This window comes from Methylobacterium carpenticola, assembly GCF_042748905.1.
Classification (GTDB): domain Bacteria; phylum Pseudomonadota; class Alphaproteobacteria; order Rhizobiales; family Beijerinckiaceae; genus Methylobacterium; species Methylobacterium carpenticola.
On sequence record NZ_JBHZEO010000001.1, the window covers coordinates 1,090,078 to 1,115,919 of the forward strand.

Annotated in this window: 20 protein-coding genes and 1 tRNA gene; 14 read left to right on the forward strand and 7 right to left on the reverse strand. The window is 71.4% G+C overall.

Annotation, left to right across the window (positions count from 1 at the left end):
* Positions 1 to 45: 45 nt before the first annotated feature.
* Positions 46 to 1,140, reverse strand: coding sequence for a cyanuric acid amidohydrolase (gene atzD / locus ACE101_RS05320; RefSeq protein WP_379126544.1), 1,095 nt, complete (start codon positions 1,138 to 1,140; stop codon positions 46 to 48).
* Between atzD and ACE101_RS05325 the strand changes: the two genes are divergently transcribed.
* The 3 genes from ACE101_RS05325 (at position 1,139) to ACE101_RS05335 (ending at position 3,072) form a co-directional block, all read left to right on the forward strand.
* Positions 1,139 to 1,498, forward strand: a complete 360-nt coding sequence (locus ACE101_RS05325) for a c-type cytochrome (protein ID WP_379126546.1) — start codon at positions 1,139 to 1,141, stop codon at positions 1,496 to 1,498. The two genes, atzD and ACE101_RS05325, sit on opposite strands and share 2 nt — an antisense overlap.
* Positions 1,495 to 2,553: a hypothetical protein gene (locus ACE101_RS05330; RefSeq protein ID WP_379126547.1), complete on the forward strand. Its 1,059-nt coding sequence runs from the start codon at positions 1,495 to 1,497 to the stop codon at positions 2,551 to 2,553. Before ACE101_RS05325 ends, ACE101_RS05330 begins: the two co-directional genes overlap by 4 nt.
* A gap of 75 nt (positions 2,554 to 2,628) precedes the next feature.
* Positions 2,629 to 3,072 carry a bleomycin resistance protein gene (locus ACE101_RS05335; protein ID WP_379126548.1) on the forward strand — a complete coding sequence of 148 codons (444 nt, stop codon included), beginning with the start codon at positions 2,629 to 2,631 and terminating at the stop codon, positions 3,070 to 3,072.
* A gap of 151 nt (positions 3,073 to 3,223) precedes the next feature.
* Here the strand turns inward: ACE101_RS05335 and ACE101_RS05340 are convergent, their stop codons facing one another.
* The 3 genes from ACE101_RS05340 to ACE101_RS05350 are packed head-to-tail and all read right to left on the reverse strand — an operon-like array spanning position 3,224 to position 8,320.
* Positions 3,224 to 4,507 carry a glycosyltransferase family 4 protein gene (locus ACE101_RS05340; RefSeq protein ID WP_379126550.1) on the reverse strand — a complete coding sequence of 428 codons (1,284 nt, stop codon included), beginning with the start codon at positions 4,505 to 4,507 and terminating at the stop codon, positions 3,224 to 3,226.
* A 16-nt stretch (positions 4,508 to 4,523) separates the two neighbouring features.
* Positions 4,524 to 6,104, reverse strand: a complete 1,581-nt coding sequence (locus ACE101_RS05345; protein ID WP_379126552.1) for an HlyD family type I secretion periplasmic adaptor subunit — start codon at positions 6,102 to 6,104, stop codon at positions 4,524 to 4,526.
* Positions 6,101 to 8,320, reverse strand: a complete 2,220-nt coding sequence (locus tag ACE101_RS05350; RefSeq protein ID WP_379126554.1) for a type I secretion system permease/ATPase — start codon at positions 8,318 to 8,320, stop codon at positions 6,101 to 6,103. Before ACE101_RS05350 ends, ACE101_RS05345 begins: the two co-directional genes overlap by 4 nt.
* Before the next feature lie 415 nt (positions 8,321 to 8,735).
* Between ACE101_RS05350 and ACE101_RS05355 the strand changes: the two genes are divergently transcribed.
* The 10 genes from ACE101_RS05355 (at position 8,736) to ACE101_RS05400 (ending at position 20,738) form a co-directional block, all read left to right on the forward strand.
* Complete coding sequence (locus ACE101_RS05355) at positions 8,736 to 9,938, forward strand: pyridoxal phosphate-dependent aminotransferase (protein ID WP_379126556.1); 1,203 nt, start codon at positions 8,736 to 8,738, stop codon at positions 9,936 to 9,938.
* Between the two features lie 146 nt (positions 9,939 to 10,084).
* A tRNA-Gln gene (locus ACE101_RS05360) sits at positions 10,085 to 10,158 on the forward strand.
* 495 nt (positions 10,159 to 10,653) lie between these two features.
* A complete protein-coding gene (locus ACE101_RS05365) occupies positions 10,654 to 12,249 on the forward strand; it encodes an ABC transporter substrate-binding protein (RefSeq protein ID WP_379126558.1) in 1,596 nt (531 codons plus the stop codon).
* A gap of 13 nt (positions 12,250 to 12,262) precedes the next feature.
* On the forward strand, positions 12,263 to 13,204 hold the full coding sequence (locus tag ACE101_RS05370) for an ABC transporter permease (RefSeq protein ID WP_379126560.1): 942 nt from the start codon (positions 12,263 to 12,265) through the stop codon (positions 13,202 to 13,204).
* Positions 13,201 to 14,124: an ABC transporter permease gene (locus tag ACE101_RS05375; RefSeq protein ID WP_379126562.1), complete on the forward strand. Its 924-nt coding sequence runs from the start codon at positions 13,201 to 13,203 to the stop codon at positions 14,122 to 14,124. The genes ACE101_RS05370 and ACE101_RS05375 overlap by 4 nt, the downstream gene beginning before the upstream one ends.
* A gap of 19 nt (positions 14,125 to 14,143) precedes the next feature.
* Entirely contained in the window at positions 14,144 to 15,136 is a 993-nt protein-coding gene (locus tag ACE101_RS05380) for an ABC transporter ATP-binding protein (protein ID WP_379126564.1), read from the forward strand.
* A complete protein-coding gene (locus ACE101_RS05385; RefSeq protein WP_379126566.1) occupies positions 15,133 to 16,158 on the forward strand; it encodes an ABC transporter ATP-binding protein in 1,026 nt (341 codons plus the stop codon). Before ACE101_RS05380 ends, ACE101_RS05385 begins: the two co-directional genes overlap by 4 nt.
* A gap of 119 nt (positions 16,159 to 16,277) precedes the next feature.
* Positions 16,278 to 17,708, forward strand: coding sequence for an amidase family protein (locus tag ACE101_RS05390; RefSeq protein ID WP_379126567.1), 1,431 nt, complete (start codon positions 16,278 to 16,280; stop codon positions 17,706 to 17,708).
* A 65-nt stretch (positions 17,709 to 17,773) separates the two neighbouring features.
* On the forward strand, positions 17,774 to 18,913 hold the full coding sequence (locus tag ACE101_RS05395) for an amidohydrolase/deacetylase family metallohydrolase (RefSeq protein ID WP_379126569.1): 1,140 nt from the start codon (positions 17,774 to 17,776) through the stop codon (positions 18,911 to 18,913).
* A 247-nt stretch (positions 18,914 to 19,160) separates the two neighbouring features.
* The gene (locus ACE101_RS05400; protein ID WP_379126571.1) at positions 19,161 to 20,738 is read left to right on the forward strand and encodes a putative bifunctional diguanylate cyclase/phosphodiesterase; all 1,578 of its coding nucleotides are present in this window, start codon (positions 19,161 to 19,163) and stop codon (positions 20,736 to 20,738) included.
* Between the two features lie 126 nt (positions 20,739 to 20,864).
* Here the strand turns inward: ACE101_RS05400 and ACE101_RS05405 are convergent, their stop codons facing one another.
* From ACE101_RS05405 to ACE101_RS05415, 3 genes are all read right to left on the reverse strand, one after another.
* Positions 20,865 to 21,521, reverse strand: a complete 657-nt coding sequence (locus ACE101_RS05405) for a glutathione S-transferase family protein (RefSeq protein ID WP_379126572.1) — start codon at positions 21,519 to 21,521, stop codon at positions 20,865 to 20,867.
* A gap of 269 nt (positions 21,522 to 21,790) precedes the next feature.
* The gene (locus tag ACE101_RS05410; RefSeq protein WP_379126574.1) at positions 21,791 to 23,278 is read right to left on the reverse strand and encodes a carboxypeptidase M32; all 1,488 of its coding nucleotides are present in this window, start codon (positions 23,276 to 23,278) and stop codon (positions 21,791 to 21,793) included.
* A gap of 100 nt (positions 23,279 to 23,378) precedes the next feature.
* Entirely contained in the window at positions 23,379 to 24,482 is a 1,104-nt protein-coding gene (locus tag ACE101_RS05415) for a CaiB/BaiF CoA transferase family protein (RefSeq protein ID WP_379126576.1), read from the reverse strand.
* Between the two features lie 108 nt (positions 24,483 to 24,590).
* On the opposite strand from ACE101_RS05415, the gene ACE101_RS05420 reads away from it, so the two are divergent.
* Entirely contained in the window at positions 24,591 to 25,721 is a 1,131-nt protein-coding gene (locus ACE101_RS05420; RefSeq protein WP_379126578.1) for an acyl-CoA dehydrogenase family protein, read from the forward strand.
* Positions 25,722 to 25,842: the final 121 nt, after the last annotated feature.

The following is a 25,842-nucleotide window of genomic DNA, read 5'->3' on the forward strand; positions in this document are numbered from 1 at the left end:
CGCGCCCCGCCTCCCGCCGACGGCCCGGGTGGACCGGGGACTTCCTCACGCGCCCCGCCGCGCGATGACCGCCACCGGCCCGCCGCCATCCGGCCCCTGATGCTCGGCGCCGCCGGAGACGAACAGGTCCGTGAAGCCGACCAGGCCCGCGAGCGCCCCCGCCACGAAGCCGCGGGCGTGCCGCGTCGGGCTGATGTCGGAATCGGTCAGCATCGTGTGCCGCCGGCCGCGGATCGTCCCGTCCGAGGAGGCCTCGGCCTTGGCGAGCAAGGCGGCGATCCGCGCCCGTCCGGCCGCGTCCACCATCCCGTCCGGCCCGGCGATGCCGAGCCGCCGCAGGCAGGCGGCGACCGGCGCGACATCGATCGCGTCGGCCATCACCGCGTGGTCGATGGCGAGCGGCCCGGTCCAGTCCGGCGACATGCCCATCACCACGATCTCGTGGTCGAGGAGTTCGACCCCCGCCGAGGCGCCGCAGCGGCGGGCGAATAGACCGGGATCCGTCTCCGCCACCGTCCCGGCGATCGCCTCCGGCCTCACCTCGCCGAGCGCCAGGGCCGCGCCGAGGGCGGAGGCGCCGCGGGACAGGCCCATGGATTTCAGCGTGTCGCGGGTGACCGGAACCGCGCCGCGGGCGAGCGCCGCCCCGATCCGCTCCGAGGTGAGGAGCGGGCATTTCACCTGCACGTAATGGACCTGATCGGGGGTCAGGCCGGCCTCGCGCAGGGCGGCGCGCACGCCCGCTGCCACCATCTCGACCTGCGCCCGGCGCCCGAGATCCTCGGCGGGCAGGGGCGGCGTGCGGGCCTGCCCCACCGCCAGGGCCGGGCCGGCGCCCGCTCCCGCGCGGACGCTGACGACGAGCCAGTGCGGCGAGAGCCCGCCCTCGGTGCCGCCCGACATCACCATCGCGACGCGCTCCAGGGTGCCCGCATCGACGAGGGGAGCGAGCAGGCCGCGCAGGGCCTGCACGGCGAGCGGCCGGGTGAAGTCGTTGACGCAGCCGTTGCCCTCGGTCTTGGCGAAGATCGCCACGATGGAGGCCGCGTCGAGGCGCCCATCCTCCAGGGCCGCGGACAGGGCGGACACGTCGTCGGGCGCCGCCATCGGCAGGCGCAGGATCTCGGTGCAGCGGGGCATGGGGGACTCCGATGGGCGCTCCTCGGTGCGCCACGGCAGCAACCGCCATGCCACGCTGCACGCCCCTCCCGCCCCGTTCGGCAACCCTAGCCCCGATGCGGCGTTGCCTGCCCGCGGCCGGGAGCGCTACGAGGTGTTCCGCCCCTCCTGCCATGGCGGGGCCGGGGACGGGACCGGGCTCGCGGTGCAGCGCGGCGGGTCCCGGCCGCTCTCCTTCCACACGCCGCGGTCGCGCGCGGCTCCGGCCGAGCACCGCGTCGGCATGATCGCGAATGGAAAGGGCCGCATGCCGAGCTACGCCGTCCAGGGGCCGCCCGCCGCTCGTCGGGTGACGGAGACGGCGGGAGCGCGGCCGTGAGCCGCCGGCCGATCTCGCTCGCGGTCGGCGCCCTTGCCCTGACCGCCTGCGGGCTCGCGGCGGCGGCCGGCAGCACCGTGATGCCGTCCTACCTCGCCGCGTGGCTGGTGCTGATCTCGCTGCCGGCCGGCGCGCTGCCCCTGCTGATGGGGCTCGAACTCGCCGGCTTCGCCGGCGGGCCGATGGCGGCCTCGCTCCGCCGCCTGCTCGCGCTCCTGCCGATCGCGGCGCTGCTGCTGGTGCCGATCCTGCTGAATGTCGGGGAACTCTACGGCTGGGGCAGGGGCGGCGCGCCCCGCACCGGCTTCGCCGCGCTCTGGTTCACGCCGGCCTTCTTCACCCTGCGCAGCCTGTTCTACCTCGCCGTCTGGCTCTGGCTCGCCGCGACCTTCCGCCGGGCACCGGCCGATCTCAGCCTCGCGGAGGCCGGGGCCCGGCGGCGGCGGGCGGTGCTCGGCATGGTGCTGCACGCGGTGCTGGGGACCCTCGCGGCGGAGGATTGGGTGCAATCCGTCGATCCGGGCCTCGCCTCCGCGGCCTTCGGTCTCCTCGTGATGACGATCCAGGCCGGTATCGCCCTCTCGGCGGCGGCGCTCGTCGCCGCGCGGGCGAGTTCCGGACGGCCGGGACGCGACAGCCGCACGGCGGCGGCCTTCGCCGATCCGATGCTGGTGCTGCTCGCCTGCTGGGGCTTCGTGCATTTCGTGCAATACGGGGTGGTCTGGTCGGCGAACCTGCCCCAGGAGGTGCGCTGGTATCTCGACCGGGGCGGGGCGCTGGCGCGGGTCGGCGCCGTGGCGGCCCTCGGGACCGGCATCCTCGCCGTCTTCGTCCTGCTGCCGCGGCGGGTGGCGGGGCGGCCCGCGGCGCTCGTCGGCATCGCCGCGCTGATCCTGGTCCTGCACGGGGCCGAGATGTTCTGGCTCGTCACCCCCGGCTTCCGCGGCGGCTTCCGCTTCACCTGGGCCGATGCCTTCGCCCTCGTCGGCGTGGTCGGGGTGGCGGCGGGCCTGTCCGGGCGCGCCGGGCGCGGGTTGTGGAACGCCCAGCCGTGAGCGTCTCCTCCGGGAGGCCCTGTTCGCGGCGGCGCTGCCGGGTTATTCGGATTCTGACCCTGCGTCGGGATCGGAATGCCCGCGATGCTCATCAGGGCCCGGCTCGTCCCGGAGCTTCTCGTAGCGGACCTGTCCGCCAGCTTGGCGTTCTGGGTCGGCCTGATCGGTTTCCGCATCGCCGACGACCGGCCGGAGGATGGGTTCGCCTATCTCGATCTCGACGGGGCGCAGGTGATGCTGGAAGAGCGCGATCCGGTCTCCCGGCAATGGGTCACCGGCCCGCTCGACCCGCCCTTGGGCCGCGGCATCAACTTCCAGATCTCGGTGCCGGACGCGGCGCCGGTCATCGCGCGCCTCGAGGCGGCTGGCCGGCCGCCATACATGGCCTGCGAGGAGAGGTGGTATCGCGCGGACACGATCGAGGTCGGCGTCCGGCAGTTCCTCGTGCAGGATCCGGACGGTTACCTGCTTCGCGTCTCATCCAGGCTGGGGCAGCGGCCGCTGCGTGCGGCGGTCTGATACGGTTTCCGGAAGATCACTTTCGGAAACCGTATCACGAGCCCGCGCGGCGCCTGAGCGAGGCCGGTTTCCGCATCGCGAAGCGATCATCCGGAAACCGTATGAGCAGGTCCCGAGCCGGATCGGACGTCGGAAAGGATGTGCCCGGCCGTCAGGCAGGCACTGGATCCGCGACCCTCGCACCGGGCAGGGGCGCTCCCACCCCCGGCACCCGCCCGGCGGCCACATCCTCGATCAACCGCAGATGCTGCGGCAGGCAGATGCGCTTGAGGTCGTAGCCCTCCGCCGTGCGCCGCGCCGCCGCCCGCAAGGGGCGGTGCGCCTCCGGCTCGGCGAGCGCCCGCACCACCGCCCCGGCGATCGCGCCGGGGGAGAAGAAATCGACCAGCACGCCGTTCTCGCCGTCCCGGATCACCTCCTCGACCGGCGCGGTCGCCGAGCCGATCACGACGCAGCCCGCCGCCATCGCCTCCAGCATCGACCACGACAGGACGAACGGATAGGTCAGGTAGACATGCGCCGCCGAGACCTGGAGCAGGTTCAGGTAGGTCGCGTAGGGAACCCGCCCGACGAAATGCACCCGCGACAGGTCGAGGTCGGCCTTCACCTCGTCGAGGAAGATGTCGCGCCACGTCCGGCCCGCGGGCGGCCGCGCCCCGTAGCTGACGTCGGTCCCGCCCACCAGCACCGCGCGGGCGCGCGGGCGCCGCCGCAGGATTTCGGGCAGCGCCCGCATGAAGCTGTGATAGCCGCGATAGGGTTCGAGGTTGCGGTTGACGAAGGTCACCACCTCGTCGCCGGGCGCCAGCGTCAGCCCGTCCCGGTCGAAGGTGATGCGGGCCCGCGGATCCGGCCGCACGAGGTCCGTGTCGATGCCGTCGTGGATCACGCTCAGCCGGTCGTGGAAAGGCGCCGGCACGCGGCTCGCCTGCCAGCGCGTCGGGGAGACCAGCCGGTCGGAGGCCTCGAAGGCGAGGAACTGGCCGGCGTTGCGGGCCCGCACCGGAAATAGGCCCTCGCCCTCGCGGGCAGGGAATTCCGGGTCGAAACCGACATCCGCCCCGCGGGCGCTGTAGCTGAATTCCACGAAGCTGAGGAGCCGCGTCTCCGGCCAGACGTCCTTCAGGAACAGGGTCTCGCCCCAGCCCGGATGGCCGCAGATCACGTCCGGCGTGAAGCCCTCGGCCTTGAGGCCGAAAGCGGCCCGCGCGGCGGCCTCGCCGCGCAGCACCTTGGTCTCGAAATCCTGCGCCAGCCGGTGGATGCCGGGCGTCGAGCGCCCGGCGACCGGGTAGCGGAGGTGGCGCACCCCCGGCAGGGGAGGCGCCGGATTGATGCCGAGCGCCACCACCGCGTGGCCCGGCCGCGCCGCCAGCGCGGGGGCGACGTGGCGGTACTGCCCGGGGAAGTTCTGGTGGACGAACAGGACGCGCATCGCCGCGCGGCCCGCCTCAGCGCTCGTGACCGGCCGTCGAGGTGGTCTCCCGGACCGGCGCGAGCACGTAGTCGATCACCCGGCGGCTGCCCGTGCGGATCTCGACCGAGGTGGTCATGCCGGGCGTGAGCTGCACGGTCTTGCCGTCGGCCTCGATGGTGGAGCGCGACAACTCGATCGTGACCGGGAAGACGAGATTCTGCGTGCGCGGCGTGCCGCTCACCGGCGCGAGCCCCTGCCCGCGGCTCACCGCCAGGGGGTCGGACCCGCCATTCGCGTCCTTGTCGTCCACCGCGTCGCGGGAGACCCGCAGCACCTTGCCCTCGATCGACCCGTAGCGGGTGAACGGGAAGGCGTCGATCTTCACCACCGCCTCCTGGCCCGGGACGATGAAGCCGATGTCCTTGTTCTGGACGAGCGCCTCGACCTCGATCGGTCCCTCGGTGGGCACCACCACGAGGAGCGGCTGGCCGGCCGTCACCACCTGGCCCAGCGTGGTCACGGCGAGCTGCTGCACCGTCCCGGAGATCGGCGCGGTGAGCCGCGCGCGGTCGCGCTTGAGGGCCGCCTTGATCACGTCCTGCTTCAGGGCGTCCCGCTTCTGGGCGGCCTCGGTGAGCAGTTGCTGCTGCTTGGCGACCGTCTCGCTGGCGGTCTGCTCGACCCGGCGCTGCAGCGACAGGGCGCCGGCCTGCGCCTCGACGAGCTGGCCACGGTCGTAGGCGAGATCGGCGGCGACCTGCTCGACCTGCTGCACCGCGTCGATCACCGCCGCGCGGGTGCCGGCCGCCTTGGCAACCAGGGTCTCGCGCATGTCGGCGCGCTCCTTGAGCACGGCCTGCAACCGCTCGCGGGCCGCGATGCTGGCCCCGTAGCGCTTCTGCGTCGCCTCCTTCTCGGCGATCTGGGCGAGGAGGGCGTCCCGGGTGGTCACGTACTGGCCGATCTCGGCCAGCATCGCCGCCAGCTCGCGCGCCTGGACGGCGGCCGGAATGCTGTCGGGGAAGGTCGTGGCGACCTTCGGATTGTTGCTCTCGATCGCCTGGATGGTGGCGTGCCGCCGGATGATCTGGGCGTCGAGGGCCGCGAGGTCGCCGCGCCGCGCCGCGAGATCGGCCTCGGCCTCGGTCGGGTCCATCTCGATGAGGACGTCGCCCTCCTTCACCCGGGAGCCGTTCTCCGCGAAGACCGCCTGCACCTTGCCGGTCTCGAAGGGCTGCACGACCTTCGAGCGCCCGCTCGGCTGGATGCGCCCGCCCGCCACCGCGTGGATGTCGAGCTTGGCGAGGAAGCTCCAGGCCAGCGCCACCGCGAACATCAGGCAGATGGTCCAGGTGAACACCGTGATCTTCGGCGAGGGCGGCGTGTCGAGGATCTCGAGATGCGCCGGCAGGAATTCCTGGTTCTCGCGCGTGACCGCCATCGCCCGCACGCGCTCGGTGAGGCGCCGCGGGGAGAGGGAGCGGGCGGGCGCGAGCGCAGGCGTCTTGGCTGATGCGTTGGCCGATGCGTCGGCGGGTGTGCCGGCCGCCGGCTTCGCGACCGGGGTGGGTGCCGGGCCGGAGGCTTCGGGAAGGGTCTCGGGCTTCGCGCTCACGCGGCGGCTCCCTGCTCGGATCCATGGTCGGACTGCATGCGCCACAAACGCCCGTAGAGCGAGGTCGGGCGGTCGACGAGTTCGCGGTGGGTGCCGTCCTCGACGATGCGCCCGTCCTGCAGCGCGATGATGCGGTCGCAGCCCCGCACGGCGGCGAGGCGGTGGGCGATGATCACCACCGTGCGGCCGCGCACGATGTGCTTCATGTTCTCCTGGATGATGCGCTCGCTCTCGTAGTCGAGGGCCGAGGTGGCCTCGTCGAGGATCAGGATCCGCGGGTTGGTGGCGAGTGCCCGCGCGATGGCGAGGCGCTGGCGCTGGCCGCCCGAGAGGTTCGCGCCGCGCTCCTCGATGGGCGTGTCGTAGCCGAGCGGCAGGCGGTTGATGAACTCGTCGGCGCCCGCGAGCCGCGCCACCTGGATCACCTGCGCCCGCGACAGGCCGGGATTGGCGAGCGCGATGTTCTCGAACACCGTCTTGTTGAAGAGCAGGTTCTCTTGGAGCACGACGCCGATCTGGCGGCGCAGCCACGCGGGATCGACCTGCGCGATGTCGATGCCGTCGATCAGCACCTGACCCTTCTCGGGCACGTAGAGCCGTTGCAGGAGCTTGGTGAAGGTCGACTTGCCCGAGCCCGAGGGGCCGACGATGCCGAGCACCTGGCCGGCCGGGATGTCGATCGAGACGTCCTTGAGCACCTCGGGCGTGCCGGGCTGGTAGCGGAACACCACGTTGCGCACGGCGATCTGGCCCTTGGCCGGCGGCAGGTGGGCCTGGCCCATCGCGCGCGTCTCCGGCGGGCAGTTCAGCACGTCGCCGAGGCGCTCGATCGATACCTTGACCTGCTGGAAGTCCTGCCAGAGCTGCGACAGCCGCAGGATCGGCGCCGTCACCTGCCCCATGATCATGTTGAAGGCGATCAGGCTGCCGACCGTGAGGTCGCCGTTCATGACCGCGTAGGCGCCGAAGAACAGCACCAGCGCGGTGGTCACCTTGTTGATGTACTGGATGGCGTTCTGGCCGATGCTGGCGATGAGGCCCGCCACGAACGAGGTCTTGACGTAGGCGGCGAGCCGCTCCTCCCACTGCACGCGCAGGGTCGGCTCGACGGCGAGCGCCTTGATGGTGTGGATGCCGACCACGGACTCGATCAGGAATTGGTTCGACAGGGCCGAGCGGTTGAAGCGCTCCAGCGTCTGCTCGCGCAGGATCGGCCGCAGCAGCACCGCCACCAGCACGTAGCAGGGGATCGACAGCGTCACGATCAGCGCCAGCAGCGGCGAGTAGAAGTACAGGATGACGAGGAAGAGCAGGGTGAACGGGATGTCGATCGCCGAGGTCAGCGCCTGCCCGGTGAGGAAGTTGCGGATCGTCTCGAGTTCGCGCACCCGCGCCACGGTCTGGCCGGCGGGCCGCGTCTCGAAATAGGCGAGCGGCAGGCGCATCAGGTGCTCGAACAGCCGCGCCCCGAGTTCCACGTCGATCCGGCTCGTCGTGTGCGTGAGGATGTAGCTGCGCAGGTATTGCAGCACCACGTGGAACAGGCCGAGCACCACGAGGCCCACCGCGACCAGCGTCAGGGTGGAGTAGCCCCGGTGCGTCAGCACCTTGTCGATCGTGATCTGGAAGAAGATCGGCGTGATGAGCGCGCAGATCTGGATGAAGAACGAGGCGACGAGGACGGTGATGAGCGGGTTGCGGTAGCGCCAGATCGAGGGAACGAACCAGCTCAGGCCGAAATGCTGGATGACCTTCTGCAGGCTGGCGCGCCGCGCGATCAGGATGACGGCGCCGGTCCAGCGGGCGGCGACCTCCTCGGCCGGGATGTGCTCGGCGGTGCGGGCGGCGGCGTCGATGATCCGGTACTTGCCGTCCTCCAGGCGCCGGCCGAACAGCACGAAGCGGCCGCCCTCCAGCTCCAGGATCGCCGGCAGCGGGATCGTCTCCAGCCGCTCGGGCTTCTGCTTCTCGAGCAGGCGCGCCTTCAGCTTGAGCTGGCGGGCGCCGCGCACGATGTCCACCGCCTTCGCGGCCTGCACGCCGAGGCCGAGTTCGTGGCGCACCTGCGCGGGCTCGCAGGGAACCTGATGGAACGAGGCCACCAGGGCGAGGGCGGCGAGGCCGGAATCCGTCACGACCGTGGGTTGCGACGCCTGTGCCGCACGCGGCTCCCCGGGAGAGGCATCCGCTGCCGATGCCGCGACCTGTGCGACCATAAAATCGTCCCCTGCAATCCCCGCCCGGCTCCGGACGCACCGGTGCCGATATCCATTGTATCGGACCGATTGATGAACGTAATCTCACATCGCGCGAGGCTGCTCCGCCCCCGCTTGGCACGCGGCGTGTGGTCGGTGAATGGGTCGAAATTGCGGGCAGTCGGCCCGGTCTGCTGCGATGCACCGTGTCTCCGGCCTGCTTGCCGATGACGATGGGCTCGGGTCTTCCGGCGTGCCCTGACTTTGAGGAAGATCCGGCGCGCCAGGTTTTCGCAGGTTTTCGACGGACAGGCTGCGGCTGCCTTGCTCCGGCGATGCGCCCCGACTAGGGTCCCGCCCGCTCGACCGGACCGGCGGGCGGTGCCCGGACGGTCTGCGGCTGTTGCAGGATTTCTGTTGGAAGTGGAGTGGTCCCATGGGCTTTCTGGCTGACGCCCTCTCGCGCGTGAAGCCGTCCGCGACGATCGTGATGACCCAGAAGGCGCGCGATCTGAAAGCGCAGGGGCGGGACGTCATCAGCCTCTCGGTCGGCGAGCCGGATTTCGACACGCCCGAGCACATCAAGCAGGCCGCGATCGACGCGATCCGGCGCGGCGAGACGAAGTATCCGCCGGTCTCCGGCATCGTCCCGCTGCGCGAGGCGATCGCCCGCAAGTTCAAGCGCGAGAACGGCCTGGACTACAAGCCGTCGCAGACCATCGTCGGCACGGGCGGCAAGCACGTCATCTTCAACGCGCTGATGGCGACGCTGAACCCGGGCGACGAGGTGGTGATCCCGCGGCCCTACTGGGTGTCCTACCCGGAGATGGTGGTGCTGTGCGGCGGCACGCCGGTCTTCGCCGACACCACGATGGCGAACGACTTCAAGCTCCAGCCCGAGGATCTGGAGCGCGCGATCACCCCGAAGACCAAGTGGCTGATCCTGAACTCGCCCTCCAACCCGTCCGGTGCGGCCTACAGCCACGCCGAGATGAAGAAGATCACCGATGTGCTGCTGCGCCACCCGCACGTCTGGGTGCTCACCGACGACATGTACGAGCACCTCGTCTACGGCGACTTCAGCTTCGTCACGCCCGCGCAGGTGGAGCCCAGCCTCTACGAGCGCACGCTGACCATGAACGGCGTCTCGAAGTCCTACGCCATGACCGGCTGGCGCATCGGCTACGCGGCGGGCCCTGAGCAGCTCATCAAGGCGATGGACTTCGTCCAGGGGCAGCAGACCTCCGGCGCCTCCTCGATCGCGCAATGGGCGGCGGTGGCGGCCCTCGACGGCCCGCAGGATCACCTCGCGGAGTTCCGGGCGGCCTTCCAGACCCGGCGCGACCTGGTGGTCTCGATGCTGAACCAGACCAACGGCCTGCGCTGCCCGACGCCCGAGGGCGCCTTCTACGTCTACCCGTCCTGCGCCGACCTGATCGGCCGCCGGACGCCGGACGGCAAGGTGATCGAGACCGACGAGGACTTCGTGACGGCTCTCCTCGAGGCCGAGGGCGTGGCGGCGGTGCACGGCTCGGCCTTCGGCCTCGGCCCCAACCTGCGCATCTCCTACGCCACGTCGAACGCGGCGCTGGAGGAGGCGTGCACGCGCATTCAGCGCTTCTGCGGCGCCCTGCGCTGAGGGCGCGACCTCTCGCGGAGCGGGGCAAAGAAAGCCTTGACCCGCTCCGCGAACCATCCTATCAGCACCGCACCCGAGGCGATGCCCCGCTTCACCCGATCGGCCGCCGAAGAGGCGGGCGGTATAGGGGTCGGTGGACGTCTCGTTGGGGGATAGTTTAACGGTAGAACAGCGGACTCTGACTCCGTTAGTCGTGGTTCGAATCCACGTCCCCCAGCCATCAGACATCTCGGGCCCTCAGCGATAAAATCCGAAGAGCATGAGCAGCGGTCGGAATTCGCCGCATCCTGCTCCTGTGGCATCGCTCGCCGTCGCATTGGTGCGGTCGGCCCGAGGCGAAGCGCGCCACGCATCCTGCGAACGATCCGCCTCCATCGAGACCGTGCGTCCGATGCGACCGCTGCTCCGTAACATCCCCCGTCACGCTGCAAGCCCGGTTCCCGCCGGGCGAGGCCGGGCAGGCCGGTCCGACATCGCGGCATCGGCGCCCGCGGCGCGTGGCAAGGCGCCGGCGCAGGATCGTCGCCCCGGGAGGCGAGCCCTGGCGCGAACCTTGCTGGAGCGCGCCGACCGCTCCCACTCCCCGGCGCGGACCGCCGCGGAAGTGGGCCGGGCTGCCGCCGGGGTGTAGGATGGCGCGGTCGGGCAGGCTGTCCCCTAGGGAAGGTCCTGCCCGGGAATCGCAGTCTGGCGCATTGCAGGCAGGACAATCGTGATGGATCGCAGGACGTTTCTGAAGGGTTCGGCCGCACTGGGCGTCGCCGGCGTGACGGCGCCCCATCTCGCCAGCCCGGCGATCGCGCAGCCCGCCAAGGTTCTGCGGTTCGTGCCGCAGGCGAACCTCGCGAACTTCGACCCCATCTGGGGAACGCAGTACGTGGTGCGCAACGCCGCCGCCCTGGTCTGGGACATGCTCTACGGCGTCGACGAGCACCTGAAGCCGCAGCGCCAGATGGTCGAATCGGAGGAGGTGTCGAGCGATGGCCTCACCTGGACCTTCAAGCTCCGGCCCGGCCTGAGATTCCACGACGGCGAGCCCGTCCTGCCCAAGGACGTGGTGGCGAGCCTCACCCGCTGGATGGCCCGCGATCCGATGGGCCTGATGATCCGCGCCGTGCAGGAGGAACTCGCCCCGGTCGACGACCGCAGCTTCCGCTGGCGTCTCAAGCGGCCCTTCCCCAAGCTCCTGCTGGCGCTCGCCAAGAACAACGCGCCCTGCGCCTTCATCATGCCCGAGCGGATCGCCAAGACCGATCCCTTCACGCAGATCACCGAGTATGTCGGCTCCGGGCCGATGAAGTTCGCGCGCAACGAGTGGGTGCCCGGCGCCCGCGCGGTGTTCGAGACGTTCAAGGACTACAAGCCGCGCGACGAGCCCTCGTCCTGGCTCGCGGGCGGCAAGCGGATGCTGCTCGACCGCGTCGAGTGGGTGATCATGCCCGATCCCGCCACCGCCTCCGCCGCCCTCCAGAACGGCGAGGTCGATTGGTGGGAGAGCCCGATCCCCGATCTGGTGCCGCTGCTGCGCAAGAACGCGAACATCAACGTCGACATCGCCGACACCCTCGGCAATGTCGGCTCGTTCCGGATGAACCACCTCTACCCGCCCTTCGACAACCCGAAGATCCGCCAAGCCGTCCTCGTGGGGATGAACCAGGAGGATTACATGCGGGCGCTGATCGGCGACGACGACAAGCTGTGGAAGCCGCTGCCGGGCTTCTTCACTCCGGGCACCCCGCTCTACAGCGAGGCGGGTGGCGCGACCATGGGCAAGGGCGACATCGCCGCCGCCAAGAAGCTCCTCGCGGAGGCCGGCTACAAGGGCGAGCCCGTGGTCTGCGTGGTCGCGCAGGACCAGTCCATCACCAAGAACCTCGGGGACGTCACCGCCGACCTGCTCAAGCAGATGGGCATGAAGGTGGATTTCGTCGCCACCGACTGGGGCACGGTCGGCACCCGGCGCGCCTCGAAGGCTCCGCCGGCCCAGGGCGGCTGGAACATGTTCCACACTTGGCACGCTGGCGCGGATTGCATCAATCCTGCCGTGTACAACGCCATCCGGGCGAACGGCGACAAGGCGTGGTTCGGCTGGCCGAACCTGCCGGAGGTCGAGACCGCCATCACCGAGTGGTTCGATGCCCCCGATCTGCCCAAGGAGAAGGCGGCCATCGACAAGGTGAACGCCGCGGCCATCGCGGGCGGCCTCTACGCGCCGACCGGCTTCTTCCTGAGCTACCAGGCGTGGCGCAAGTCCGTGTCCGGTGTCATCAAGGGACCGCTGCCCTTCACCTGGGGGGTGTCGAAGGCCTGAGAGAGATCGCTTCGTGCTCGGCTTCGTCGTCAAGCGCATCCTCGCCATCATTCCGGTGATGGCGATCGTCGGGCTGTTCGTGTTCAGCCTGCTCTACTTCGCGCCGGGCGATCCCGCCGCGATCATCGCCGGCGACCAAGCGTCGCCGGCGGATATCGAGCGCATCCGGGCCTCCCTCGGGCTCGACCGGCCGTTCCTGGTGCGCTTCGGCGAGTGGGCGTGGCACATCCTGCAGGGGGATCTCGGCACCTCGATCTTCACCAACCTGCCGGTCACCACCATGATCGCGCAGCGCGTCCAGCCGACCGTGTCGCTGATGCTCGTCACGCTGGTGTTCGCGGTGTCGGTCGCGGTGCCCCTCGGCGTGATGGCGGCCTGGAAGGCGGGCAGCCTGATCGACCGCCTCGTGATGGGCGGCGCGGTGCTCGGCTTCTCGGTGCCGGTCTTCGTGGTGGGCTACGGGCTCGCCTACGTCTTCGCGCTCGAACTCGGCTGGCTCCCGGCGCAGGGCTACACGCCGATCCAGCAGGGGCTTCTGCCCTGGTTCGCCAACCTGATCCTGCCCTCGGTGACGCTCGGGCTCGTCTACATCGCGCTCATCGCCCGGGTGACGCGGGCGACCATGCTCGACGTGCTCCAGCAGGATTACGTGCGCACCGCGCGGGCCAAGGGCCTCGCCCAGGGACCGCTGCTGTTCGTCCACGCCCTCAAGAACGCCGCCGTGCCGATCGTCACGGTCATCGGCATCGGCATCGCGCTCCTCATCGGCGGCGCCGTCGTCACCGAGACCGTCTTCGCCATTCCCGGCCTCGGCCGCCTCACCGTCGATGCGATCCTGCGGCGCGACTATCCCGTCATCCAGGGCGTCGTGCTGCTGTTCAGCTTCACCTACGTGCTGGTGAACCTCGCCATCGACCTCGCCTACACCGTGCTCGATCCGAGGATCCGCTATTGAGCGCCTCCGCCACCCCCCATGCGGGGCCTCCCGCCGGCCTCGCGGTCGCGCAGCCGCTGCCCGACCTCTATCCCCCGCGCAAGGCGCGCGGGCCCGTGCGGCGCTTCGTGCGCCGCCATCCCACCATCGTGGTGGGCGGGGGCATCCTCGCCGTCGTGATCCTGATGGCGCTGCTCGCGCCCTATCTCGGGACCGTCGATCCCACCGCGCTCTCCCCGGCGCGGCGCACCCGGGCGCCCTCGGCGCAGTACTGGTTCGGCACCGACATGCTCGGGCGCGACGTCTATTCCCGCGTGGTCTACGGGGCGCGCGTGTCGCTGGTGGTCGGCTTCGCGGTGGCGTTCCTCGCCTCCGTCGCGGGCCTCACGGTCGGCCTCGTCTCCGGGATGGTGCGCTGGGCGGACGGGATCATCATGCGCGTCGTCGACGGCATGATGTCGATCCCGCCGATCCTGCTCGCCATCGCGCTGATGGCGCTCACCCGCGGCTCGATCGAGAACGTCATCATCGCCATCACCATCGCGGAGATCCCGCGCGTGGCGCGCCTCGTGCGCGGCGTGGTGCTGTCCCTGCGCGAGCAGCCCTATGTCGAGGCGGCGGTGACCACCGGCACCCGCACGCCGCTGATCATCTGGCGCCACATCCTGCCCAACACGCTGGCGCCGATGACCGTGCAGGCGACCTATATCTGCGCCTCCGCGATGATCGCCGAGTCGATCCTCTCCTTCATCGGCGCGGGCGTGCCGCCGGCCACGCCCTCCTGGGGCAACATCATGGCCGAGGGCCGAGCCCTCTGGCAGGTGAAGTTCTACATCATCCTGTTCCCGGCGATCTTCCTCTCGCTCACCGTGCTCGCCGTGAACCTCGTCGGCGACGGGCTGCGCGACGCGCTGGATCCCCGCATGGCCAAAGACGCCTGAGATAAGGACGCGTGCGCCGGTGTCGCTGCTCTCCATCGAGAATCTCCAGGTCCATTTCCGCACCCCCGACGGCGTGAACCGCGCGGTGGACGGGGTGTCCTTCGCCATCGGCGCGGGGGAGACCCTCGCCATCGTGGGCGAGTCGGGCTGCGGCAAGTCCGTGACCTCCATGTCGATCCTGCGGCTCCTGCCCGAGCCGCCGGCCAAGCTCGCGGGGGCCATCCGCTTCGAGGGGCGCGATCTCCTCACCCTGCCGATGAGCGCCATGCGCCGGATCCGCGGCAACGAGATCAGCGTGATCTTCCAGGAGCCGATGACCTCGCTGAACCCCGTGCTCACGGTGGGGCGGCAGATCGGCGAGACCCTGCGCCTGCATCAGGGCCTGAGCCGCCGGGCGGCGGAGGAGCGCGCCGTGGAGATGCTGACGCTGGTCGGCATCCCCGAGCCGCGCCGGCGGGTGCGGGAATACCCCCACCAGCTCTCGGGGGGCATGCGCCAGCGGGTGATGATCGCCATCGCGCTCGCCTGCTCGCCGAAGCTCCTCATCGCCGACGAGCCGACCACGGCGCTCGACGTCACCATCCAGGCCCAGATCCTCGACCTGATGCGCGACCTCAAGCGGCGCGTCGGCGCGGCGATCATGCTGATCACCCACGATCTCGGGGTGGTGGCCGAGGTCGCCGACCGGGTGGTCGTGATGTATGCCGGGCGCAAGGTCGAGGAGGCGCCGGTGCGCGATCTCTTCCGCACCCCGCGCCATCCCTACACGCGCGGGCTGATGGGCGCGGTGCCGCGGCTCGGCGCCGCCGAGCAGCCGGGCGCGCCCGCGCGCCTCGCCGAGATCCCCGGCATGGTGCCGAGCCTCAAGACGCGGATCGAGGGCTGCGTCTTCGCCGGGCGCTGCCCGGACGTCACCGATCTGTGCCGCGCCTACGCCCCGGCCCTGGAGCCGAAGGCGCCCGGGCACCTCGCCGCCTGCCACTACGCGCCGAAGGACGCCCTTGCCGCGTGAGCGTCACCCCTCTGTCTCCGCGCGGCGCCGCGCCCGAGACCCTGCTCGAAGTCAACGACCTCAGGAAGCACTTCACCCTCGGCAGCGGCCTGTTCGGACGGAGGGCGCGCACGCTGCGGGCCGTCGACGGCGTCTCCTTCACGGTGGCGCGGGGCGAGACCCTCTCCCTCGTCGGCGAGTCCGGCTGCGGCAAGTCCACGGTGGCCCGCAGCCTGATGCGGCTGTTCCCCCCGACCTCCGGGCAGGTGGTGCTCGCCGGGCGGCGCATCGACGACCTCTCGGCCGGCACCCTGCGGCCCCTGCGCCGCCACATCCAGATGGTGTTCCAGGACCCGTTCTCGTCGCTCAACCCGCGCATGTCGGTGCGCAGCATCCTGGCCGAGCCGATCCGCAATTTCGGGCTGGCGAAGGGGAGCGCCGACCTCGACGCGCGCCTCGGCGCCCTGATGGAGCGGGTCGGCCTGCCGCGGGACGCGCTCGGGCGCTACCCGCACGAATTCTCCGGCGGCCAGCGCCAGCGCATCGGCATCGCCCGGGCGCTCGCCGCCGAGCCGGACCTGATCATCTGCGACGAGGCCGTCTCGGCGCTCGACGTCTCGGTCAAGGCGCAGATCGTCAACCTGCTGCAGGACCTGCAGAAGGAACTCGACCTCGCCCTGCTGTTCATCTCCCACGACCTCGCCATCGTCGAGCACATGACCCACCGTGTGGCGGTGATGTATCTCGGCAAGATCGTGGAGATCGGCCCGCGCCGGGACATCTTCCTCGCGCCCCGGCACCCCTACACGCGGGCGCTGCTCTCCGCCGTGCCGGTTCCCGAGCCGGGGGCCGGGCGCGAGCGCATCGTGCTCAAGGGGGACGTGCCGAGCCCGATCGCCCCGCCGCCGGGCTGCCGCTTCCACACCCGCTGCCCGCACGCCTTCGACCGCTGCCGGGTGGAGGAGCCCACGCTCGATTCCGTCGGCAACGGCCATCTCGCCGCCTGCCACCTCAACGAGGCCGCGCCCGCGCGGGCCGCGTGAGCGTGGCCCGGCGCGATCGACGGGCCGGCCCGCGCCGTGATCGCGCTCCGCCCGAATCCGGGTACGGTGAGCCTTCCGCAACCGGCAAAGCCGGTCTCATGCCTGAACAAGGACGTGCGATGACCGCCCCTCACTCTGACGATGCCCCCGCGACGGGCGACCTGTGGCGTCTGCCGGCGACGCGGATCGCCGCGATGGTCGCCGCGCGGCAGGTCGCGGCGACCGACGTCGCCCGGTCGGCCCTGCGGCGGCTGGAGGCCGTCAACCCGGCGATCAACGCCGTCGTGGAATGCCGCCCGGATGCGGTGCTCGAAGCTGCCGCCGCCGTGGATGCGGCGATCGCCGCGGGCGAGCCGGCCGGGCCGCTCGCCGGCGTGCCCGTCACCATCAAGGTCAACATCGACCAGCGCGGCTACCCCACCACCAACGGCCTGACGCTGCAGCACGATCTGGTGGCGAAGACGAACAGCCCGGTGGTCGACAGCTTCCTCGCGGCGGGAGCGGTCCTGCTCGGGCGGACCAACACGCCGGCCTTCAGCTACCGCTGGTTCACCAGCAACCGCCTGCACGGGGCGACCCACAACCCGCGGCGCAGGGGCCTGACGCCCGGCGGTTCCTCCGGCGGTGCGGCCGCGTCCGTGGCGGCGGGCATCGGCGCCGTCGCGCACGGCACCGACATCGCCGGCTCGATCCGCTACCCGGCCTATGCCTGCGGCGTCCACGGCCTGCGTCCGAGCTTCGGGCGCGTCGCGGCCTACAACGCGAGCGGGCGCGACCGTGCGATCGGCGCCCAGCTCATGGCGGTCTCCGGCCCGCTCGCCCGCACGGTCGGCGACCTGCGCCTCGCCCTCGCGGCGATGGCCCGCCCCGACAGCCGCGATCCCTGGTGGGTGCCCGCCCCGCTCCAGGGCCCGCCGGTGCCCCTGCGGGCCGCCCTGTGCCTGCGCCCGGACGGCATGGACACCGCGCCCGCGCTTCAGGACGCGCTTCTCGACGCGGCCGCGACGCTGCGGGACGCCGGCTGGATGGTCGACGAGGTCGAGGCGCTGCCGCCGATCGCCGATGCCGCCGCCGTTCAGGTGACGCTGTGGATGGGCGACGACTATGCCGGCCAGGCCGCCGCCGCCGAGCGCGAGGGCGATCCCGGTGCGATCGCGGCGCTGGCGGGCCAGAAGGACTTCGCCGCCTCGATCGGCCTGCCGGAATTCTCGCAGGCGCTGGTCCGCCGGATCGGCATCGCCCGGGAATGGCTCGCCTTCACGGACCGCTACCCGCTGGTCCTGCTGCCGCCGAGCGCCGAACTGCCCTTCGAGGACGATCTGGACCTGCGCAGCCCGGCCGATTACCGGCGCGTCTGGACCGCCCAGATGCCGATGATCGGCCTGCCGGTCACGGGGCTGCCGGGCCTGACGCTCTGCACGGGATTGCTGGCCGATGGGACGCCGACGGGCATCCACCTCGTGGCCGGCCGCTTCCGGGAGGATGTCTGCCTCGCCGCGGCGGAGGCGATCGAGGCCCGTCGTCCGCCCCTCACCATCGCCGAGCCCTGACCACCAGCGCGCCGGGCCCGTGGCCCGACCGATCGATCCCTGCGACCCATTCCGAGGTTGTTTCCGTGCAGCACGAACTGATCTTGAAGGGGGCGCGCGTCATCGACCCGTCCCAGAACCACGACGGGATCTGCGACGTCGCCTTCGCCGGGGGCCGCGTCTCCGGCTTCGGCCGGGATCTTCCGGTGGGCGAGGGGACGCAGGTCCGTGCGATGAACGGGGCGATCGTCACGCCCGGCCTCATCGACCTGCACACCCATGTCTACTGGGGCGGCACGTCGCTCGGCATCGACGCGGACGAGTTCTGCCGCCTGTCGGGGGTGACCACCTCGGTGGACACGGGCAGCGCCGGCCCGGGCAATTTCGCGGGCTTCCGCAAGCACGTCATCGAGCGCTCGCAGGCGCGCATCCTCGCCTATCTGCACGTCTCCTTCGCGGGCATCTACGGCTTCTCCCACACCGTCATGGTCGGCGAGAGCCAGGACATGCGGCTGATGGCGCCGCGGGAGGCGGTCGCGGTGGCCGAGGCCAACCGCGACGTGATCATCGGCATCAAGGTCCGGGTCGGTGCCCATGCCTCGGGCACCCAGGGCACGGCGCCGCTGAACATCGCCCTCCAGGTCGCGGAGGAGACCGGCCTGCCGCTGATGGCGCATATCGACGAGCCGCCGCCGAGCTACGAGGAGGTGCTCGCCATGCTGCGCCCCGGCGACGTGCTCACCCACGCCTTCCGGCCCTTCCCGAACTCCCCCGTCACGGCGCAGGGCGCGGTGAAGCCCGCGGTGCGCGCGGCGCGCGAGCGCGGGATCATCTTCGACATCGGTCACGGCAAGGGCTCCTTCGCCTTCAAGACCGCGCGTGCGATGCTGGCGAACGGCTTCCTGCCCGATACGATCTCCTCCGACGTGCACGCCCTCTGCATCGACGGGCCGGCCTTCGATCAGGTCACGACCATGTCGAAGATGCTCTGCCTCGGCATGAGCCTGACCGAGGTGATCGCCGCCTCCACGGTCAACGCGGCGGTGGCGCTCAAGCGCATGGAATACGGCACGCTGAAGGTCGGGGCGCTCGGCGACGCCACCGTGCTGGCGGTGCGGGAAGGCGCCTTCGACTACGTCGACGTGCGCGGCGAGCACATGACCGGCGACCGCCGCATCACCGCGGAGGGTGTGGTGCTGCGCGGGACGTGGTGGCACCCGGTCTGAACCGGGGCTTCGTCAGGGGCACCCGATCCCCTGCATGAACGCGCCGCCGGGTCGGCGGGGGGCGAGGGGCGGCTCGCCGCGATCCATCACCGCCGCCTCCGCGGGCCGCGATCGGATCACGCGCAAATCTCTCGGTCGTCATCGCGGTTAGTTAACCAGAGAACGACCGCCAGCGCCGGACAGGGCCGTTTCGGGATGATTGTTAAGCGGCGCACGGCAACGATGCTTCCGGCCGGAGGGAGCAGTCATGCCCGCGAAATCGCGTGCTACTTGGGGTGAGGGTGAGTTCTATGAGGCGTTGTGCCTCCTCGTCATCGCGGGATTCTGGAGTCTGATCGGCGCCAAGTTCGGCGTCTTCGCCGCCTTCAACCGGTTCATCCTTGAGAACGGGCTGTCCGACCTGTTCAATTTCGCCGTGCTGATGGGCCTGACCATGGTCGGCGTCACCGTTCGCAAGTCGCTGAAGCTGCGCCGCGTGATGCGGGAGCGGGATCTCGCCGCCGCCCATGCCGAATCGGTGGCGCGCCACGACGCGCTCACCGGCCTGCCCAACCGCCGCCTGTTGCTGGAAGCCGTCGACAAGCTGCTGCGCGGGGATACGGGACCGGTGGCCGGCGCCGTCCTCCTCATCGACATCGACCGTTTCAAGCCGGTCAACGATCTCTACGGCCATGCCGCCGGCGACGCCGTGCTGTGCGCGATTGCCGACCGGCTGCGCAGCCTCGCCCCGGGCCACGGGCTGGCCGCCCGTCTCGGCGGGGACGAATTCGCCCTGCTCGTGCGCACCGAGGTCGGCAGCGAGGTGCTGGCCCGCCTCGCCGAGCAGATCATCGCCAGCATCGCCCGTCCGGTGGAGTGGGCGCAGGTCGAGCTGAAGGTCGGGGCGACCATCGGGATCAGCCTGATCTCGCGCGAGGATCGGGACGCCCACGCCATCATGCACGCGGCCGACCTCGCCATGTACCAGGGCAAGAAGGAGGGGCGCGGCACCTTCCGCTTCTTCCAGAGCGCGATGGATCTCGAACTCAAGGAGCGGGCGCAGCTGGAGGCCGAGCTGCGGACGGCGATCGAGACCGGTCAGATCGAGCCCTTCTACCAGCCCGTCGTGTCGCTCCCGCACCAGGATCTCGTGGGCGTCGAGGTGCTGGCCCGCTGGCGCCACCCCGTCCGCGGCCTCCTCGCGCCGGACCAGTTCATCCCGGCGGCGGAGGAGACCGGCATGATCGCCGATCTGAGCTACCGCCTGCTCCGGCGGGCCTGCCTGGACGCGCGGGAATGGCCGAGCGAGCTGCGGCTCGCCGTCAACATCGCTCCCCAGCAATTCCAGGACCGCTGGCTCGCCGAGCGCATCCTGGCGATCCTGACCGAGACGGGCTTCCCGCCGAACCGGCTGGAGGTCGAGATCACCGAGACCGCCCTCGTCCAGGATCTCGAGGCCACCCGCGCGACGCTGACCTCGCTGCAGAATCTCGGCGTGCGCATCGCCCTCGACGATTTCGGCACCGGCTATTCCAGCCTCTACCACCTGCGCGAGCTGCGCTTCGACAAGCTGAAGATCGACCGCAGCTACGTCGACTCGATCACGATGAGCGACGAGCGGGCGAAGCTCGTCGACGCCATCATCAAGCTCGGCACCAGCCTCGGCCTCACCACCACCGCCGAGGGCATCGAGACCGTCGCCAGCGTCGAGTGGCTGTCGGGCCAGGGCTGCGATTACGGCCAGGGCTACCTGTTCGGCGCGCCCATGCCCAAGGAGGCGATCGACCGGATGCTGTCCGGCCCCGTGGCGGAGGAGACGGACCGGGCGGCGCGCCAGGTGGCTTGAGTGGGGGCCTGGAGGGGCGCCGATCACGGTGCAATCGGGCGCCCCTCCAGGTTTTTGATTCTACCGCATGGTCTGCGACGAACCGGGATCCACTCCGTCGGAAAATGCTCTGGCCTTGGGGGCGCGTCACGCGGGCTCGGTGCTGCGCTCGGCCATCATCGCCCGGAAGGCGGGCCGGGCTTGGCAGGCGTCGAGCCAGGCCGCGATGGCCGGATGCTCGGCGATGAACCCGGCCGCCGGCTGGGCGTAGCGCAGCACTTCGGCGACGTTGATGTCGGCGACGGTGAAGCGCCCCCCGACGAGGAAGCCGTCCGAGGCGGCAAGGGCCGCCTCCAGCACTGCGAAGGCCGGGCGCAGGCTCCCGATCGCTGCCGTCACGATGCGCTTGTCGGCGTCGCTGCGCCCCTCGCCGCCGTGGAGCAGGATCGCGAGCGCGTGCGCCTCGCATTCGGTCACGGCCCAGAGCGACCACATGGTCATCAGGCCGTCCTCGCGCAGATCCGCCGGGGCGAGGGGGCCGCCCTGCTTCTTGGCGAGGTAGAGGTTGATGGCGAAGGATTCGCAGAGGGTGAGGTCGCCGTCGACCAGGGCCGGGATGCGCCCGTTCGGGTTGATCGCCCGGAAGGCCGGCGAGGCGGTGTTGAAGGGCGCGTCCGCCGCCCGCGGATCCGGCAGCCGGTAGGCCTGGATCACCGGCACCCGCCGCAGGGAGAGGCCGAGCTCGTTGGCGAGCCAGGCATTGCGGGCCGTGCGCGAGCGCAGGACCCCGTAGAGCGTCATCATCCGAGGGTTGTCTCCGCCGACAGGGGGCCGGGGCGCGCGGAGCAGACTTGCCTTGGCAAGCCACCGCTTCGTCCGCTTCGCTTTCTGACGTGTCGCCGGTTCTTATCGCAAAGCCGGCGACCACTTTTGCGAAACCTGCTCAGCCGCGCCCCGGCACGTGCGCCTCATACGGTTTCCGGATGATCGCTTCGCGATGCGGAAACCGGCCTCGCTCAGGCGCCGCGCGGGCTCGTGATACGGTTTCCGAAAGTGATCTTCCGGAAACCGTATCACGCGTCGAGGTAGCGCCGCCGCAGGTGGTTCAGGAAGGGCTCGCCGGAGAGCCCGCGGCCGGTTGCCGCGACGAGCAGATCCTGCGTGTCGAGGGTGCTGGCGCGCGCATGCACCTCCCGGCGCAGCCAGCCGACCAGGGGCGAGAAGTCGCCCCGCGCCAGGGCGGGCCGGATCTCCGGCTCGGCCGCGTTCGCGCGCTCGAAGAGCTGCGCGGCGATCATCGCGCCGAGCGTGTAGGTCGGGAAGTAGCCGAAGGCGCCGCCGGGCCAGTGGATGTCCTGCAGGCAGCCACGGGCGTCGTCGGGGACGTCGAGGCCGAGGAGGTCCTTCATTCCCGCGTCGAAGGCGGCGGGGAGATCGGCGGGGGCGAGGTCGCCCGCGAGCATCGCGGTCTCGAGTTCGGTGCGCAGCAGGATATGCGCCGGATAGGTCACCTCGTCCGCATCGACCCGGATGAAGCCGGGCTCCACCCGGGTGTAGAGCCGGTGGAGGTTGTCGGCGCTCCAGGCCGGTCCCTCGCCGCCGAAGCTCTGCCGCAGCAGGGGAGCCAGGTAGTCGACGAAGTCCCGCGAGCGGCCCGCCTGCATCTCGATGATCAGCGACTGGCTCTCGTGCAGGCTCATGCCGCGGGCATGGCCCGCCGGCTGGCCCCGCCACGCCACCGGCCGGCCCTGCTCGTAGAGGGCGTGCCCGGTCTCGTGCAGGACGCCCATCAGCGCCCGGGTCACGTCGGCCTCGTCGTAGCGCGTGGTGATGCGCACGTCGTCGGCGGCGCCGCCGCAGAACGGATGGAGGCTGACGTCGAGCCGGCCGCGGCGGAAGTCGAACCCGGCCGCCCGCATCAGGGCGAGGCCGACCTCCCGCTGCCGCTCGACCGCGAAGGGGCCGGGCAGCGGCAGCACCGCCGGCTCCCGCGCCTGCCGCGCCCGGGCGGCCTCGATCAGCCCGGGCAGGACCGACCGGAGTTCCGCGAAGAGCGGCGCGACCATGGACCAGCGCAGGCCGGGATCGTAGCCGTCGAGGAGCGCGTCGTAGGGCGCGAGCCCGAGCGCCGCGCCCTTGGCCTGCGCGATCTCGCGCTGAAGCCGCAGCACCTCGGCGAAGTGGGGCAGGAGGAGCGGGAAGTCGGCGGTCCGGCGCGCCTCCCGCCAGATCATCTCGGCCCGCATCACCGCGCGGGAATTCGCCTCCACGAGGTCGCGGGGGACTGCCGTGGCGTGGCGGTGGATGCGGCGCATCTCCCGCAGGTTGGCGCGCTCGCCCTCGCCGAGGGGCTCCTCGCCGGCCCGGGCCAGATCCTCGGCCGTCGCCGGGGCGGTGACGAGGTCGTGGATCATCCCGCGCAGGGTCGCGAGCTGGTCGGCCCGGCCCTCCGCGGCCCCGTCCGGCATCAGGGTCTGCGCGTCCCAGCCGAGGATGCCCGCCGCGCCCTCCAGGGCGTCGAGGCGCGAGAAGGTGAGGGTGAGTGAGCGGTACGCCTGCATGGCCGGGCTTGATCCTCCGCGGGCGCCGCCTCGCGGGCCCGCCGCGCCTTGGCTATCATCGTCAAGGCCGCGCGGCGACCCGTCCGCGGGCCGGGGAGGGTCACCGGGCCTTGCCCCAGGCCCGCGCGACGCTCGCCAGATCCGTCCGCGGCAGGTCGGTCCGGACCGCCGCGGGCGTGCGCGAGAAGCGCGGCGCCGGGGCGGGCTGCATCACCCCGTCGATCTCCCGATAGGTCCCGCGGGCTGCGAGATGCGGGTGATGCGGCGCCTCGCTCAAGGAGAGGACCGGCGCGAGACAGGCGTCGCTGCCCTCCAGGAGCCGGCACCATTCGTCGCGGCTGCGCGTGCGGAAGAGATCCTCCAGCCGGCGGTGCAGGGCCTCGCCCTCGCGGTCGTCGAAGGCCGGGTCGTCCTCCAGGCCCACCCGGCGCCGGAACTCGGCGAAGAAGTGCGGTTCGAGCGGCGCCAGCGCCACGAAGGCGCCGTCCGCGCAACGGTAGGTGCGGTAGTAGGGTTTGCCGCCGTCGAGGAGATTGGCCTCGCGCTCGTAATCCAAGCGCCCCTGCGCGACGAAATCGGCCGTCATCGCCATCAGGGAGGCGGTGCCGTCGCAGATCGCGCAGTCGACGACCTGTCCCTCGCCCGTCTCCCGGGCCGAGAGCAGGGCGGCGAGGAGACCCATGACGAGGTAGAGCGCACCGCCGCCGAAATCCCCCAGCAGGTTCAGGGGCGGCACCGGCTGCGCCCGCGGCCCGATCGCGGCGAGCGCCCCGGTCACGGCGATGTAGGTGAGGTCGTGGCCGGCGCTGCGGGCCAGGGGGCCGTCCTGCCCCCAGCCGGTCATGCGCCCGTAGACGAGCCGCGGATTGCGGGCGAGCACCACCTCGGGCCCGAGGCCGAGCCGCTCCATCACCCCCGGTCGGAACCCCTCGATGAGCGCATCGGCGCGGTCCAGGCAGTCGAGCACCCGGGCGAGATCCGCCGGATCCTTGAGGTCGGCGGTCACGGTCGCCCGGCTGCGGGTCAGCACGTGGCGCATGTAGGGATCGGCGCCCCCCGGCCGGTCGATCCGGATGATCTCGGCCCCGAGATCCGCGAGCAGCATGGCCGCGAAGGGACCGGGGCCGATGCCGGCGAATTCCACGATGCGCAGGCCCGCGAGCGGCCCGCCTCCGGCCTGCGGGGATCGGTTGGTCGAACTCATCGCGGCTGTCCTCCCTGATGCCCGCGTCTCCCGCGCGGTGCCCTCATGCTACAGGAAAGGAACACGATGGGGGCCCGCGACGAAGGCCCCGCCGCCCGGAGGATGCCGATGCTCACCGACGACCAGCGCCTGATCCGCGACACCGCCCGCAGCTTCGCGCAGGAGCGGCTGAAGCCGTTCTCGGCCGCCTGGGACCGGGAGGCGCGGTTTCCCCGCGAGGCGCTGGCCGAGATGGGGGCGCTCGGCTTCCTCGGTATGCTGGTGCCGGAGGAATATGGCGGCGCCGCCGTCGATCACGTCGCCTACGCGCTCGCCATCGAGGAGATCGCGGCGGGGGACGGGGCCGTCTCGACCATCATGAGCGTGCACAACTCGGTCGGCTGCATGCCGATCCTGCGCTTCGGCACCGAGGCGCAGAAGCAGCGCTTCCTCGTGCCGCTGGCGAAGGGGGAGCAGCTCGCCGCCTTCTGCCTCACCGAGCCCGGGGCGGGATCGGACGCGGCGGCCCTGAAGACCCGGGCGCGGCGCGCCGGCAACGCCTGGGTCCTGTCCGGCACCAAGCAGTTCATCACCTCGGGCCGGAACGCCGACCTCGCCATCGTCTTCGCGGTCACCGACCCGGAGGCGGGCAAGAAGGGCATCTCGGCCTTCATCGTGCCGACCGGCACGCCCGGCTACGGGGTGGCGCGGCTGGAGCACAAGCTCGGCCAGCGCGCCTCCGACACGGCGCAGATCGTGTTCGAGGACATGGAACTCACCCCCGACCTGATGCTCGGGCAGGAGGGCGAGGGCCTGCGGATCGCGCTCGCCAACCTGGAGGGCGGGCGGATCGGCATCGCCGCCCAGGCGGTCGGCATGGCGCGGGCGGCCTTCGAGGCGGCTCTGGCCTATGCGGGCGAGCGCGAGACCTTCGGGCGGAAGCTCACCGGGCACCAGGCCGTGGCCTTCCGCCTCGCCGACATGGCGACCCGGATCGAGGCGGCACGGCTCCTCGTGCTCAACGCCGCGCGCCTGCGCGATGCCGGAGAGCCCTGCCTGAAGGAGGCCGCCATGGCCAAGCTGTTCGCCTCCGAGATGGCGGAGGCGGTGTGCTCCGACGCGATCCAGATCCACGGCGGCTACGGCTATCTCGCCGATTATCCGGTCGAGCAGATCTACCGCGACGTGCGCGTCTGCCAGATCTACGAGGGCACGAGCGACGTCCAGCGCATCGTCATCAGCCGCGCGCTCGCGGGATAGGGATCAGCCCGGACCGCGCGAGCCGCGCAGGGGCGGGCCACCGGCCTTTCGAGCTGGTCGGATGGGACTTCTGGAGCGCTGCTCTCGCGGTGTGTTGCCTGCCCGGCCCGTCGATCGGGTC